Origin of the sequence: Methylobacterium sp. SyP6R (assembly GCF_019216885.1) — a bacterium.
Classification (GTDB): domain Bacteria; phylum Pseudomonadota; class Alphaproteobacteria; order Rhizobiales; family Beijerinckiaceae; genus Methylobacterium.
The window spans coordinates 1,582,327-1,594,714 of the sequence record NZ_JAAQRC020000001.1 but is presented as its reverse complement, the minus strand read 5'-3'; the positions used below and the strand labels follow the sequence as shown (position 1 = coordinate 1,594,714).

General features: G+C 71.8%; 18 protein-coding genes and 1 tRNA gene. 8 read left to right on the top strand and 11 right to left on the bottom strand.

Annotation, left to right across the window (positions count from 1 at the left end; translation table 11 throughout):
* Window positions 1-133: 133 nt before the first annotated feature.
* The 7 genes from HBB12_RS07310 to HBB12_RS07280 form a co-directional block, all read right to left on the bottom strand.
* Window positions 134-211: transfer RNA gene (locus tag HBB12_RS07310), tRNA-Pro, on the bottom strand.
* Between the two features lie 72 nt (window positions 212-283).
* Window positions 284-613, bottom strand: a complete 330-nt coding sequence (locus tag HBB12_RS07305) for a DUF1330 domain-containing protein (RefSeq protein WP_236988734.1) — start codon at window positions 611-613, stop codon at window positions 284-286.
* Window positions 610-1,437, bottom strand: coding sequence for a helix-turn-helix domain-containing protein (locus HBB12_RS07300; protein ID WP_236992691.1), 828 nt, complete (start codon window positions 1,435-1,437; stop codon window positions 610-612). The genes HBB12_RS07305 and HBB12_RS07300 overlap by 4 nt, the downstream gene beginning before the upstream one ends.
* A gap of 21 nt (window positions 1,438-1,458) precedes the next feature.
* Complete coding sequence (locus tag HBB12_RS07295) at window positions 1,459-1,818, bottom strand: nuclear transport factor 2 family protein (RefSeq protein WP_236988733.1); 360 nt, start codon at window positions 1,816-1,818, stop codon at window positions 1,459-1,461.
* A gap of 91 nt (window positions 1,819-1,909) precedes the next feature.
* On the bottom strand, window positions 1,910-2,551 hold the full coding sequence (locus HBB12_RS07290; RefSeq protein WP_236988732.1) for a hypothetical protein: 642 nt from the start codon (window positions 2,549-2,551) through the stop codon (window positions 1,910-1,912).
* Complete coding sequence (locus HBB12_RS07285) at window positions 2,551-3,324, bottom strand: TPM domain-containing protein (RefSeq protein WP_236988731.1); 774 nt, start codon at window positions 3,322-3,324, stop codon at window positions 2,551-2,553. Before HBB12_RS07285 ends, HBB12_RS07290 begins: the two co-directional genes overlap by 1 nt.
* A 4-nt stretch (window positions 3,325-3,328) precedes the next feature.
* Entirely contained in the window at window positions 3,329-3,934 is a 606-nt protein-coding gene (locus HBB12_RS07280; RefSeq protein WP_236988730.1) for a LemA family protein, read from the bottom strand.
* A 204-nt stretch (window positions 3,935-4,138) separates the two neighbouring features.
* On the opposite strand from HBB12_RS07280, the gene HBB12_RS07275 reads away from it, so the two are divergent.
* Together HBB12_RS07275 and HBB12_RS07270 are read left to right on the top strand one after the other, a co-directional pair.
* On the top strand, window positions 4,139-5,119 hold the full coding sequence (locus HBB12_RS07275) for a hypothetical protein (RefSeq protein WP_236988729.1): 981 nt from the start codon (window positions 4,139-4,141) through the stop codon (window positions 5,117-5,119).
* Between the two features lie 69 nt (window positions 5,120-5,188).
* Window positions 5,189-5,961, top strand: a protein-coding gene (locus tag HBB12_RS07270; protein ID WP_442919229.1) for an IS5 family transposase whose coding sequence is annotated in 2 segments (ribosomal slippage) — window positions 5,189-5,518 and window positions 5,521-5,961 — 771 coding nt in all. Because the reading frame shifts where the segments join, the coding sequence is not laid out codon by codon here.
* A gap of 225 nt (window positions 5,962-6,186) precedes the next feature.
* On the opposite strand, the gene HBB12_RS07265 is transcribed toward HBB12_RS07270, so the two are convergent.
* The 3 genes from HBB12_RS07265 to HBB12_RS07255 all read right to left on the bottom strand — a co-directional run bounded on the left by HBB12_RS07265 (window position 6,187) and on the right by HBB12_RS07255 (window position 7,319).
* The gene (locus HBB12_RS07265) at window positions 6,187-6,471 is read right to left on the bottom strand and encodes a hypothetical protein (protein ID WP_442919237.1); all 285 of its coding nucleotides are present in this window, start codon (window positions 6,469-6,471) and stop codon (window positions 6,187-6,189) included.
* Between the two features lie 165 nt (window positions 6,472-6,636).
* Entirely contained in the window at window positions 6,637-7,134 is a 498-nt protein-coding gene (locus HBB12_RS07260) for a peptide deformylase (RefSeq protein WP_236988727.1), read from the bottom strand.
* A gap of 14 nt (window positions 7,135-7,148) precedes the next feature.
* Window positions 7,149-7,319, bottom strand: coding sequence for a hypothetical protein (locus HBB12_RS07255; protein ID WP_236988726.1), 171 nt, complete (start codon window positions 7,317-7,319; stop codon window positions 7,149-7,151).
* 190 nt (window positions 7,320-7,509) lie between these two features.
* On the opposite strand from HBB12_RS07255, the gene HBB12_RS07250 reads away from it, so the two are divergent.
* The 6 genes from HBB12_RS07250 to HBB12_RS07225 all read left to right on the top strand — a co-directional run bounded on the left by HBB12_RS07250 (window position 7,510) and on the right by HBB12_RS07225 (window position 11,612).
* Entirely contained in the window at window positions 7,510-9,060 is a 1,551-nt protein-coding gene (locus HBB12_RS07250) for a Do family serine endopeptidase (RefSeq protein WP_236988725.1), read from the top strand.
* 229 nt (window positions 9,061-9,289) lie between these two features.
* Window positions 9,290-9,538 carry a DUF433 domain-containing protein gene (locus HBB12_RS07245; protein ID WP_236988724.1) on the top strand — a complete coding sequence of 83 codons (249 nt, stop codon included), beginning with the start codon at window positions 9,290-9,292 and terminating at the stop codon, window positions 9,536-9,538.
* Complete coding sequence (locus tag HBB12_RS07240; protein ID WP_236988723.1) at window positions 9,535-9,939, top strand: hypothetical protein; 405 nt, start codon at window positions 9,535-9,537, stop codon at window positions 9,937-9,939. The genes HBB12_RS07245 and HBB12_RS07240 overlap by 4 nt, the downstream gene beginning before the upstream one ends.
* 292 nt (window positions 9,940-10,231) lie before the next feature.
* Window positions 10,232-10,744 (top strand): hypothetical protein, encoded by a 513-nt coding sequence (locus HBB12_RS07235; protein ID WP_236988722.1) that lies wholly within the window; start codon window positions 10,232-10,234, stop codon window positions 10,742-10,744.
* A gap of 273 nt (window positions 10,745-11,017) precedes the next feature.
* On the top strand, window positions 11,018-11,236 hold the full coding sequence (locus HBB12_RS07230; protein ID WP_236988721.1) for a hypothetical protein: 219 nt from the start codon (window positions 11,018-11,020) through the stop codon (window positions 11,234-11,236).
* Window positions 11,226-11,612, top strand: a complete 387-nt coding sequence (locus tag HBB12_RS07225; protein ID WP_236988720.1) for a cupin domain-containing protein — start codon at window positions 11,226-11,228, stop codon at window positions 11,610-11,612. Before HBB12_RS07230 ends, HBB12_RS07225 begins: the two co-directional genes overlap by 11 nt.
* Here the strand turns inward: HBB12_RS07225 and HBB12_RS07220 are convergent.
* Window positions 11,579-12,388: an MBL fold metallo-hydrolase gene (locus tag HBB12_RS07220; protein ID WP_236988719.1), complete on the bottom strand. Its 810-nt coding sequence runs from the start codon at window positions 12,386-12,388 to the stop codon at window positions 11,579-11,581. The genes HBB12_RS07225 and HBB12_RS07220 overlap by 34 nt on opposite strands.

Genomic DNA, 12,388 nt, shown 5'->3' with positions numbered 1-12,388 from the left:
CTCACATGAACCGTTCAGTGGGCAAGCTTATCGTTGTAGAGGAAGTTCGGCTTGTGGCTTCCGATTGGCTTCCTAGTCCCGGATCTCCGGAAGCCACCAGCACATGCATCAACAGCTAAGTGCTTGATTTTAATGGTCGGAGCGAGAGGATTCGAACCTCCGACCCCTAGTCCCCCAGACTAGTGCGCTAACCGGGCTGCGCTACGCTCCGACGCCCCCGAGAGGGCGAGCGGGGTATTAGCGCCGCGCTCGCGTCCGCGCAAGCCCCTTCGTGCCGGCGGCGTCAGCCGGCGAGGACGTCGGGGGCGCGGTGGTCGGCGGGGACGCCGTCGATCAGGAAGGCGACGCCGTCGGAATGGGTCGTGCGCAGGGGCAGGATCGCCTGGTAGGCCGGGGACTCGTACCAGGCGCGGGCCCGGGCGCGGTCCGGGAAGGCGATGACGACGAGGTCGCCGGAGAAGTCGCCCTCGAGCGGCTCGGGGCGGGCGCCGTGGATGAGGAAGCGGCCACCGAACGGCGCCAGGGTGGCGTCGATGCGCGCGAGATAGGTGGCGATCGCCGGGCCGAGGGTGACGCGGCGCAGATGGGCGACGGCGTAGGCGGGGCGCGTCATGGGGGCGTCTCTCCTGGTTCTGTTCGAGCCTGCTTGCGCGGCGGGGCGAGGCGGTGGAGCAGGGCGGCGGTCTCGGGATCGGCGGGGAAGAAGGCCTCGACGGCGAGCTCCGCCAGCGTGATGTCGACGGGCGTGCCGAACACCGTGGTGGTCGACAGGAACGAGAGGCGGCCCGCCGGGACGGCGAGGACGAGGGGGACCGCCACCCCGGCGCCGTCGCCCGGACCATCCGGGGCTTCGGGCGCGGGGTAGGCGGAGAGCTCGTCCAGGAGCCGGGCGAGGCCGGGGTCGCCGCTCGCCGTGCCCTGCCGGTGCAGGCGGTCGAGGAGGTGGGCGCGCCATTCGCCCAGGTTGAGGATGCGCGGCGCCAGGCCGCCGGGATGCAGGCTGAGCCGCAGCACGTTCACCGGCGGGGCGAGGAGGGCGGGATCGACCCCGTCGAGGAGCGGGGCGAGGGCGGCGTTGGCGGCGAGCAGGGTCCAGTGGCGGTCGATGGCGAGGGCCGGGTAGGGGGCGTGGCCGTCGAGGATCCGCGCCACCGCCCGGCGGGCCGGGGCCAAAGCCGGATCGTCGAGGGCGCGCTCGGCGAAGACCGGGGCGTAGCCGGCGGCGAGCAGCAGGGCGTTGCGCTCGCGTAAGGGGATCCCCAAGCGCTCGGCGAGATGGAGCAGCATCGCCCGGCTCGCCCGGGCGCGGCCGCTCTCGAGGCAGCTCAGGTGGCGCTGGGAGATCTCCGCCTCCAGCGCCAGGGCGAGCTGGCTCAGGTGCCGGCGCCGGCGCCAGGCCCGCAGGATGTCGCCCGGCGGGCCGGCGGTGCCGAGGATCACGGGGGGCGCTCCCGCGCGTCAGGCCGGCACCCGGTCGAGGAAGCCGGTCACCTCGGCGAGGCGACCGCCCTCCAGGGTGGCGAAGTCGGTGCCCTCGACCACGCCCTCGCCGCCCTCGGGCGCCAGCGCCCAGGAGAACCGCAGGCGGTCGCCGTAGCCGTCGGGCCGGCCGGCGAGGCGAAAGCGCAGGCCGGGGAAGCGGGCCTGCACGGCGCCGATCAGGGCGTCGAGCCCGTCATGGCCCTCGCCGGCCATCAGCGGGTCGCGATAGCGCGCGCCCTCGGTGAAGGTCTCGGCGAGGAGGGCGCGGCGGCGGGCGGGGTCGGTCTCGTTCCAGGTGTCGAGGTAGCGGGCGGCGAGGGCGGCGGGGTCGGTCATCGGTTCGTCCTTCCTCCAGGGAGCGAGAGGAGAATGGACGGGGGAGCGGGCGCCCGTCGATGACCTCGCAGGTCATCGCGTGACGGCTCGCCTACTCGGTCACGATCACCCGGTTCGGCAACTCGTCGGTGTCGCCGGGCTGCGGCGGGGCGGCCTCGGCCAGGATCGCGCCGGCCGCCGCCACCGCCCGCACCAGGCCTTCCGCCAGGGCGTCGCGGCGCAAGGCCGCCACGAGGTCGTCCAGCACCGGCCGCCAGGAATCGGGGACGGCGCCGACCCCGATATCGGTCACCACGTCGGCGTAGCGCTCGGCGAGCGCGACGTAGATCAGCACGCCGGTGCGGCCGCGCGTGCGGGCAAGGCCCCGCGCGTGGAACTCGTGCTGGGCGGCGGCCCGGGCGCGGGCGCGGCGGAGGAAGCGGGGCAGGGCGCGGGGTAGGCGGGCGAGGGCGGGGGCCGCCGCGAGGCTCAGCAACAACGCCAGGGCGACGACGAGCTGGACCAGGAAGATCCGGGTGGCGGAGAGCCCGGTCAGCAGGATCAGCGGCCAGGGCACGATGAGGGCGCCGGCCAGCGCCAGGGCCGGCGGCAGGCTGCGATAGGCGCCGGAGCGGGCCGCCACCATCACGACGATCTCGCCCGCCGTGCCGCGCTCGGCCGCCGCGATCGCCGCGGCGATGCGGGTGCGCTCCGCCTCGCTCAGGGTCGTCATCGGGTTCCCCAATTCGGGCATCACCAGTCTCCCGAGGCGCCGCCGCCGCCGGACGAGCCGCCGCCGCCCGAGAAGCCGCCACCTCCGCCGAAGCTCCCGCCAAAGCCTCCGCCGAAACCGCCGCTCGGCGGGCCGGGCACGACGATCCAGTTGCCGCCGCTGCGGCGATGCGGCCGCCCCGGGCCGCCACCGCCTCCGGTGAGGAGCCGGACGAGCACGAAGCCGATCACCACGAGCAGGATCAGCACCAGGACCGGATCGAGGCCGCCGCCGGAATCCTCCCGCACCTCGGCGCGGCGCTGCCACTCGGCGGCGTCGCCGGAGAGGATGCCGAGGATCCCGTCGATGCCGGCCCGGATGCCGCCGGGAAAATCCCCGGCCTTGAACTTCGGCGCCACCGCGCTCGCGATGATCACCTTGGTCAGGGCGTCGGTGAGCGCCCCTTCGAGGCCGTAGCCGACCTCGATCCGCACCTTGCGCTCGGTGGGGGCGATGAGGAACAGGACGCCGTTGTTGCGCGCCTTGGTGCCGAGGCCCCAGGCGCGAAACAGGCGGTTGGCAAAATCCTCGACCGAGGTGCCCTGGAGCGACGGCACGGTGGCGACCACGACCTGGTCGGTGGTCTTGTCCTCGTGCGCCTTGAGCGTCTCGGCGAGCGCCGCCTTGTCCTCCGGGCGCAGCAGCCCGGCATTGTCGACCACCCGGCCGGTGAGCGGCGGCAGGTCGAGGGCGCACGCCGCCCCGGTCCAGAGGATCAGCAGGAGGGCGAGGACCGCGCCCGCAGGGCTGCGCATCGCCCTAGAACTTCACGTTCGGCGGGCGGCTGGCATCGGGGGTGGCGGTGAAGGCCTCCATCGGCTTGGCATCGGGATAGAGGGTGGAGGCGATCCAGCGGCCGGGAATGGTGCGGATCTCGGTGTTGTAGGCCTGCACCGCCTGGATGTAGTCGCGCCGCGCCACCGCGATGCGGTTCTCGGTGCCCTCGAGCTGCGATTGCAGGGCGAGGAAATTGGCGTTCGACTTCAGGTCGGGATAGCGCTCGACGGTGACGAGGAGCCGGCCGAGCGCCCCGGAGAGCTGGTTCTGGGCGTCCTGGAACTCGCGGAACTTCTGCGGATCGCTCACCGTCGAGGCGTCGACCTTGACCGAACTCGCCTTGGCGCGGGCCTCGGTGACCTGCACCAGCACGTCCTTCTCCTGCTGGGCGTAGCCCTTCACGGTCTCGACGAGGTTGGGGATCAGGTCGGCGCGGCGCTGGTACTGGTTCTGCACCTCGCCCCAGCGCGACTTCGCCGCCTCCTCCAGGGTCGGCACCCGGTTGACCGCGTCGCAGGCCGTGAGGGTGGTGGCGAGGCTGAGCGCCACGAGGGCGAGGCGCAGGCGGCCGAGGAGAGAGGCGGTCATGGTGGCGGCGAAGCTCCTGGGGCGATGCACGGTTGGGCGGCGCCTGCCGGCGCCGCGAGCGTTGCCGTGGTCACATAGGCGGCATTCCGCCGCGGACCAGCGTCGGGAGCCCCGGGATCGGCCCGTACGACGCGCGGGATTTTGTGCGGCGACGCTTCGGCGTTATGCCCTGGCCGTGGCCGGTGCGGCCGATTCGGGACCGGCATGGCGAAGCGAGCGGCCACAACGACCCAGGCCAAGGCGAAACCGGCCAAGGAGAAGCCGGCCAAGGCGAAACCAGCGAAGACGCCCAAGCCGACCCTCGCGGACCGGCTGCCGGCGCTGGCGGCGCCGGCGGACGGCCCGGCGGACCAGCCGCCCTCGGCGGCCTCGCTGTGGCGCGAGGCGCGCAACGCCGCCGCCCGGGCGCGGCTGGAAAAGTCCCTGCCGGCGGTGTTCCCGCTCCCGGTGCTGCGCCACGCCCTGTCGCGGCCCCTGGTGCCGCCGACGCCGCGGCTCGCCGTCGAGAGCTACTGGCGCCACCACATCCTGCGGGCCGACCGGCTGGCGCGGGCGCTCGCCGCCGCCTCCGGCCAGCCGGAGGGCTGGACCTGGCGCCTCGGCACCTGGAACCCGGAGGAACGGCGCCTCGACAAAAGGCGCCGCGGCAAGGCCGTGGAGGGCCTGTCCGAGACGGCGCTCGCCGAGAAGGGGCTGGCCTTCAGCTTCCGGATGCCGCCGGCGCCGTTCCGCGAGGCGCCCCATGCCCGGGGCAAGGGGCATTGCTGCATCTGCGGCCAGCCGGTCTACCGCTTCGGCTGGCACCGCGACCTGTGGGGGACGGGGACGCCCAACCGCAACGCCGCGTGGCACGCGGCCTGCGTCACCGCCTGGAAGTTCTGGATCGCGCCGGCCGACCATGTGAAGGAGCTGAAGCGCCGCCAGGGCCATCGCTGCGCCCAGTCCGGCAAGCGCCTCCTGAAGACGGCCGAGGTCGACCACCGGGTGCCGCTCTACCGGATCTGGCGCGAGGAGCGGGCGCGGCCCTGGCCCGAACTCCTGGGTTACTGGGGCCTGCCGAACCTCCAGGTGGTCAACCGGGCGATCCACGCCGACAAATGCGCGGCGGAGGCCGGCGAGCGGGCGAGCGTGCGGCGGAGGGCGAGCGAGCCGGAGGCGGGCGACCCCGCTGCCGGCGCGGACTAGGCGGTGTGGACTCTTGGGGTTCCCTTTGCGGGTGGGGAGTGATTCAAGGCTGCTTTTTGGGGGGCCGCCTTGGGAGTTCTGGATCGTCTCGTTCTCAGCGATGGTCAGTGGGAGCGCTTATCCCCCCTGATCATCGGCCGGCCGGATCAACGCGGCTCGACCGGACGCGACAACCGCATGTTCGTGGAGGGCGTGCTCTGGATCGTGCGCACCGGCGCACCGTGGCGCGACCTGCCCGAGGCGTTCGGCGACTGGAACAGCGTGTTCCGCCGCTTCAGTCGCTGGAGCCAGAAGGGCGTGTGGTGGCGCATTTTCGAGGCGATGGCTGACGATCCCGACTTTGAGTACCTGATCGTCGACTCCACGATCGTGCGCGCTCACCAACATGCGGCGGGCGCAAAAAAAGGGGGTCTGATGATCCGCCCGATCAGGCACTGGGCCGGTCCCGCGGCGGCCTGAGCACCAAGATCCACTTGGTCGTACGCGGCCTTGGCTGTCCGATCCGGTTTGCCCTCACGGCGGGGCAGAAAGGCGATGCGCCCCAGGCCGAGGCGCTCCTGGCGGATCTCCCTGCTGCGGTGGTCCTGGCCGATGCGGCCTACGACAGTAATCGGCTGCGCGAGGCGATTGCCGGCAAGGGCGCCACGGCTGTGATCCCGAACAATCCCTCACGCGCCAAGAAGTACGAGCTCGACACGGCGCTCTATACCGAGAGGCACCTGATTGAGTGCTGCTTCTCCAAGCTCAAGCAGTTCCGGCGTGTCGCCACACGCTACGAGAAAACAGCCCGCAACTATGCCGCAGTGGTCACCATCGCCGCCATCGTCCTATGGCTCAGGTAACTGTCCACACCGCCTAGGGCCCCGAGCAGGTTTCAGCGGTGGCCGGTTCTGCGACGAAAATCTGCGACGGTCACCGTCCGTCCTCCCCGCGGACCTCATCCTGAGATGCGCGCAAGGCGATCTTCGATCGACCGACACCTCAGGATGAGGTCGAAGGTGGCAAGGACCGGAGCCGCGCGGCAACGGTCCTGTTGTGTCGCGTGTGGCCGGCCACCGGGATTCCGTTCAACGCGGGACGATGTGCAGCCCGTCATCCGGCAGCAGGTTGCGGGCCGGGCCGCCGGTCTGCTGGCCGCCGCCCTGCTGGTAGGCGGGCAGTTCGGGGCGGCGGTCGTTGTCGCCGCCGGTATCGTAGACCCAGGGCGCGGACCAGGGCGCGCGGCCGCCGACGGTGCCGGTGGCGTCGATGTCGCGCGGGCCGTAGCGGTCATACGGGCTGGGCTGGGCGGAGGCCGCGAGCGTCGTCGCCAGCAGGGCGGCGGGGATCAGGAGAATCCGGAGGGGGCGCATCGGCATCCTTTCCGAGGGGCTTTTCGTCCGAGGGGTTTCGGGCCGGGGACGGCCCGATTGCCGGGTTAACGGCCAGGCTGGGTCCGCCGTTCCGGTGCGGCAGGGATGCGCCACCCTGCGGCCGGCCCGGTTAAGGCTTCGGTCGAGGCGTCCCGGCAGGCGGCGTCAGCCGCGCCGCAGCTTGGCGTAGCGCTTGAGCACCCGCTCGCGCTTGAGGCGCGACAGGCGCTCGATCCAGAACAGGCCGTCGAGCTGGTCGATCTCGTGCTGCAGGCAGGCGGCGGCGAAACCCTCTTCCTCGGCCTCGTGCGCCGTGCCGTCGAGGTCGTGGAAGCGGACCCGCACCCGGGCCGGGCGCTCGACCTCCTCGTCGACGCCCGGCATCGAGACGCTGCCCTCGCGGTGGCGGGCGGTCTCGGGTGAGGCCCAGACCAGTTCCGGGTTGACGTAGGTCCGCGGCGCGAAGTCGAGCGTCGCCCGGATGACGGTCACCCGCACCGGCGCGCCGACATGCGGGCCGGTGAGGCCGAGCGCCGAGACCGACCGCAGCGTGTCGAGCAGGTCGCCCGCGACGGCCCGCAAGGCCTCGTCGAAGACCGTAACCGGGGGCGGGGCCAGGCGCAGGCGCGGGTCCGGGTAGAGCACCAGGGGGAGGGCGGTCATCGGGGGTCCGTCTTTCAGCGGGTGTGGAACGAGTCGGGCCACAGGCCGGCCCGCTCGATGCCGACGACCAGCACCACCACGGCGAGCGCCACCGCGAGGGCGACCAGCAGGTTGCGGCCCGGCACGCCCCGGGCGATCAGCACGAGCACCAGCAGCAGGGAGATGACCGAGACGGCGATGTCCATGGGAATCCTTGGGGTGCGGGGGCTGATGGGGTGCGAGGGGCCGGGGCGCGGCCCCTTCGGCCCGGCCGGGCGTCCGGTGCCTGACCAAACCGTAATCTACGGGCCACGGCGCAGTCAGGCCCGCCGACCATAATGGCCCCATCGAACGGCAGCGAGCGCCGCCTTCGCCACACGGAGCCTCAAGAAACCGATGTCCCAGACCACCGAGACTTCCCGCGAGACCCGCCGCGAGCCCAGCCGCTTCCACCGCAAGGCCCTCGCCTCCGTGGCCGCCGTCACCCTCGTCGCCACCGGGGCGCTCGGCACCGCCATCCTGCCCTCCAGCACCCCGGCCTACGCCCAGGCCCTGCCGCAGACCCCGATCACCACGACCGAGCACCCGCCGGGCAGCTTCGCGCCGATCGTCAACCGGGTGAAGCCGGGCGTGGTCTCGGTGAAGGTGAAGCTGAAGGACGACGCCTCGGACGACGAGGAGGGCGGCGGCCAGCCGAACCTCCAGAACGTCCCGCCGCAGCTGCGCGACTTCTTCCGCCGCTTCGGCGAGGGCGGGCCCGGCGGCATGCAGCGCCCGCAGCGCCACGGCGGCGGCGCGGCGCAGGGCTCCGGCTTCTTCATCTCGGCCGACGGCTACGTGGTGACCAACAACCACGTGGTGAACAACGCCAAGTCGGTCGAAGTGACCCTCGACGACGGCCGCACCCTGCCGGCCAAGATCATCGGCACCGACCCGAAGACCGATCTGGCGCTGCTCAAGGTCACCGACGGCGCACCATTCCCCTACGTGAAGCTGTCGCACGGCGCGCCGCAGGTCGGCGACTGGGTGGTGGCGATCGGCAATCCCTTCGGCTTGGGGGGCACGGTCACCGCCGGCATCGTCTCGGCCCGCGGCCGCGACATCGGCGCCGGCCCCTACGACGACTTCCTGCAGATCGACGCGCCGATCAACAAGGGCAATTCCGGCGGGCCGACCTTCGACGTCAAGGGCGAGGTGGTGGGCGTGAACACCGCGATTGCCTCGCCGTCGGGTGGCAATGTGGGCCTCGCCTTCGCGATTCCCTCGGAGACGGTGCAGGCGGTGGTCGACCAGCTGCGCGCCGACGGCAAGGTCGCCCGCGGCTATCTCGGCCTCCAGATCCAGCCGGTGACGAAGGACATCGCCGACAGCCTCGGCCTCGACAAGGCCAAGGGCGCGCTGGTGAACAGCGCCCAGGACGGCACGCCCGCCGCCAAGGCCGGGCTCAAGGCCGGCGACGTGGTGCAGGCGGTGAACGGCGAGCCGGTGACCGATGCCCGCGAGCTGTCGCGCAAGATCGCCTCGCTGAAGCCCGGCACCAAGGTGGACCTCACCTATGTCCGGAGCGGAAAGACCGAGACCGCCCAGGTGACCCTCGGCACGCTGCCGAACGACACCAAGGTGGCGAGCGCCAACGACAATGGTGGCAGCCGCGGCGACAGCCAGCCGCGGCTGGGCCTCAGCCTCGCCCCGGCGGCCCAGGTCGGCGCCGGCCAGGAGGGCGTCGCGGTGGTCGGCGTCGATCCGGACGGCCCGGCGGCGGCCAAGGGCATCCAGGAGGGCGATGTCATCCTCGATGTCGGCGGCCAGCCGGTCTCGACCCTGTCCGACGTCGCCGGTCGCATCCGCGCCGCGGAGAGCGACGGCCGCAAGGCGGTGCTGATGCGGATCAAGAACGACAAGGGCACCCGCTTCGTGGCGATCGGCCTGCAGACCAAGAACGGCTGATCCCGGCTTTCGGTCACGAAAGCGAGCGCCGGCCCCGCGAGGGGCCGGCGTTCTCGTGTCTCGGGCCATTCGTTGCGCGCTGCGCCCGTGAAGGCGTCCCGACGACGCGCATCAGGTAGTGCGGTAAAACCGAAGCGCCGGGGGCGGGGGCCTGACGCAGGTACCGGAAGGGGTTATCGTGCACCTCAGGAGCAGCACCTCCCGCATGCGACACGGCAGGAGCCGTACGATGACGCCCCCCCGATCGCCTGGCACGCCCCAGTCACTGGACGACATCGTGGTCTCGAACCCGGCCATCCTCGCGGGCCGCCGGGTCTTTCGCGGCACGCGCGTGCCGGTCGAGGTCGTGTTCGAGAACCTGGCCGACGGCCTGTCTCTGGACGAGATCCTGGATACCTACGAGGCCTTGAACCGGGACGACGTCGTGGCCGTGCTCGAATTCGCCGCGCAGGCGGTCGCCGGCCCGAGGGCGGCGTGAAGACGGTCGTCGACGAGGGCGTTCCACGCCAGCTCGTCCAGGCCTTGCGCGATCACGGGATCGACGCCAACCGCTTTCCCCGACCATGGGCAGCGCTCGGCAACGGCGCATTGCTCAAGACGATCGAGGAGGCCGGCTTCTCGGTGCTCGTCACCAACGACAAGAACATGGCCTATCAGCAGAGCCTCCAGGGCCGCTCCATCGCGGTCGTGGCCCTGCCATACAACAAGCGACGCCTGATCCTGGAGCGAGTCGAGGCCATCGCGGACACGATCACGCACGCGAAGCCGGGCGAGCATGTCGTCATCGGCCTGGATGGGCGACGTATCATCCACTCCGTCATCAATGGCATGCCTGTCTCGCGCGAATTGCCGGCCGTCGCACCATTCAAAGCGCGCTGAAAGAAGATGCGCCTCGTCGAGCGGACGACTCTTCGTCCGGATATTCTTGGCGTCCGGATACCTTTTGGTCAGACCATCTCGCGCACATTGGCAGCCGGTAGGCTGTTCACGATGCGCCGCGCCGGGCGCGACGCCCGAAATCGACACTTAATCCCGGATTTTCGGCCTCTGCGTCACGATCAAGCACCGCGGAACCACGCTTTCTCCCTGGGCTTCCTCTGCACGAGGACGGGGTGCGCCCAACGAGCCGCGCTCCGGACTGCCCCAGCCCACGCATCGACGGAGCAGCCCTGTGACCATCTCGAGCCGCCAGGAAGCCCGCCTGCTGACCGCCGACGAGGCCGAGCTCGTCGGCCGGTCGCATCATCCCCGCATCCAGGATATCGCCGACCGCGACCTCGACGACCTGATCCACCGCCTGCGCGAGCGCCGGGACCGGGCGCGCGGGATCGCCCACCGTCAGCGCCGCGAGATCCGCGGACGGGCGGCGCCCTCGGGCGCGCGGCCGGCCTCGGACGACACCGGCTCGCGGCAGAAGGCGGGGCTGCTCGCCTCGGCCGTCAAGCGCGCCAACAAGGAGCGGGAGCGCCGCCGCACCGCCGAGGCCCGCGGCAGCCTGGTCTCCCATGCCCGGCGCGCCCTGGCGCTGCGGCGGGAGGCCGGCGATCCGGCCGCCGACCGGCCGGAATCGCGCACCGCGCACGAGGGCATGACCCCGATCCCGAACGAGAGCCTGGCCCCGTCCGGCGCGCTCCAGCAGGAGGGACAGGAGATCGCGATGCGCCGGGGCGGTGGACCGCGCTGAACCGTCCAGGCGACGCGGCTTTGGGGGCGACACGGTTTTCGGGGCGTTCCGTCCCGAAGGCCGAGTCGCGTCCATCGTCGCCGGGCGAGGGGCCGGTCCGCTCGCCCGATCCCCCCGCACGGAGCCATGATCCGCAATTCGCATAAGGAATCTTATGGAACCAGAATGCCGAGTGGGGCCTGACGGGAGTATTCTCCGGGCGTGTCCGAGGCCCGTCGGCCCGTGCTTCGGATATCCTTCTGTCCGACGCGAATCAGGTGCAGGATGCCGGTTATGACCGACCTTCTCGAAGAAGCCGTCGCGCGCGTCCGCTCGCAAGCGCAGGACGATGTCGCTCGTGCCATGCTGGCCGTCATCGACGACGAGCGGAGCCTCGTCGTTCTCAGCCCCGAGGAGAAGGCGTCGTTCGCCACGTCCCTCGCGCAGGCCGAGCGGGGCGAGTTCGCCAGCGACGAGGAGGTCGCAGCGATCTGGGCGAAACATGACCTCTGAACCGGTGTACCCACCGACCGCCAACCTCTTTTCCGGCCTGCCCGCCACGCCTCAGCCCGATGAACGGGTCGACCTCCTGGCCCAAACCCCGCACGCTCGCATCGAGCGGATCGTCTCGACCGGCCAGGCCAGCCCGCCGGGCTTCTGGTACGACCAGCCCTGGGACGAATGGGTCGTGCTGCTCTCAGGGAGCGCCGGCCTGCACCTGCACGGCGAGACGGCGCCCCGGCGGCTTAGCCCCGGCGACCACCTGCTGATCCCGGCGCGGCTGCGCCACCGGGTCGAGTGGACCAGCCCCGACGAACCGACGCTCTGGCTCGCGGTCCATCTCCGGCCGGCGGATCAGCCGTCGACCGTCACCGACAGCCCGTCATAGGCCGGCACCACCCCGGGCGGCAGGCGCCGGCGCAAGGTCTCGTAATCGAGGTCGGTGTGGAGGTTGGTCAGGATGGCGCGGCGCGGCGCCACCTCCTCGATCAGCGCCAGGGCGTCGGACACCGAGAAATGGGTCGGATGGGGCGAGTCGCGCAGCGCATCGACGATCAGGAGGTCGAGGTTGCGCAAACGGGCCTTGGCCGCGTCGGGCATGGTGCTGACGTCGGGCGCGTAGGCCGCATCGGCGAAGCGGAAGCCCAACGCCTTCTCCTCGGGCCCGTGCTCCATCGTGAAGGCGGTCGCCGTCACCGTCCCGCCCGGGCCCGCGACGGTCACCGGCGTGCCGGTCTCGAGCGCGTGCAGGTCGAGGATCGGCGGGTAGAGGCTGCCTTCCCGCGAGGTGAAGCAATAGGCGAAGCGGGCGCGCAGCAAGGCCGAGGTGTCCGCATCGGCATGGACCGGGATGCGCCGGCGCATGTGGATCACCAGCGGGCGCACGTCGTCGATGCCGTGGGTGTGGTCGGCGTGGGAATGGGTGAACAGGATGCCGTCGAGGCGCTGCACCCCGGCGTCGAGGAGCTGCTCGCGCAGGTCCGGCGAGGTGTCGACGAGAACGGTGGTCGCCTGGTCTTCCGCGTCCCGGCGCTCGACCAGGAGCGAGCAGCGTCGGCGCCGGTTGCGCGAATCGGCCGGGTCGCAGGCGCCCCAGCCATAGCCGACCCGCGGCACGCCGCCCGAGGAGCCGCAGCCCAGGATGCGAAGGGTCAGGGTCGGCAT

Bases quoted from the DNA above. Each gene is read 5' to 3' on its own strand.
- HBB12_RS07245 (WP_236988724.1), top strand. From the start codon at position 9,290: ATGACGCCCCCCCGATCGCCTGGCACGCCCCAGTCACTGGACGACATC.
- HBB12_RS07280 (WP_236988730.1), bottom strand. From the start codon at position 3,934: ATGACCGCCTCTCTCCTCGGCCGCCTGCGCCTCGCCCTCGTGGCGCTC.
- HBB12_RS07305 (WP_236988734.1), bottom strand. From the start codon at position 613: ATGACGCGCCCCGCCTACGCCGTCGCCCATCTGCGCCGCGTCACCCTC.
- HBB12_RS07220 (WP_236988719.1), bottom strand. From the start codon at position 12,388: ATGCCGACCCTGACCCTTCGCATCCTGGGCTGCGGCTCCTCGGGCGGC.
- HBB12_RS07255 (WP_236988726.1), bottom strand. From the start codon at position 7,319: ATGGACATCGCCGTCTCGGTCATCTCCCTGCTGCTGGTGCTCGTGCTG.
- HBB12_RS07275 (WP_236988729.1), top strand. From the start codon at position 4,139: ATGGCGAAGCGAGCGGCCACAACGACCCAGGCCAAGGCGAAACCGGCC.
- HBB12_RS07295 (WP_236988733.1), bottom strand. From the start codon at position 1,818: ATGACCGACCCCGCCGCCCTCGCCGCCCGCTACCTCGACACCTGGAAC.
- HBB12_RS07230 (WP_236988721.1), top strand. From the start codon at position 11,018: ATGACCGACCTTCTCGAAGAAGCCGTCGCGCGCGTCCGCTCGCAAGCG.
- HBB12_RS07225 (WP_236988720.1), top strand. From the start codon at position 11,226: ATGACCTCTGAACCGGTGTACCCACCGACCGCCAACCTCTTTTCCGGC.
- HBB12_RS07290 (WP_236988732.1), bottom strand. From the start codon at position 2,551: ATGCCCGAATTGGGGAACCCGATGACGACCCTGAGCGAGGCGGAGCGC.
- HBB12_RS07285 (WP_236988731.1), bottom strand. From the start codon at position 3,324: ATGCGCAGCCCTGCGGGCGCGGTCCTCGCCCTCCTGCTGATCCTCTGG.
- HBB12_RS07260 (WP_236988727.1), bottom strand. From the start codon at position 7,134: ATGACCGCCCTCCCCCTGGTGCTCTACCCGGACCCGCGCCTGCGCCTG.
- HBB12_RS07250 (WP_236988725.1), top strand. From the start codon at position 7,510: ATGTCCCAGACCACCGAGACTTCCCGCGAGACCCGCCGCGAGCCCAGC.
- HBB12_RS07265 (WP_442919237.1), bottom strand. From the start codon at position 6,471: ATGCGCCCCCTCCGGATTCTCCTGATCCCCGCCGCCCTGCTGGCGACG.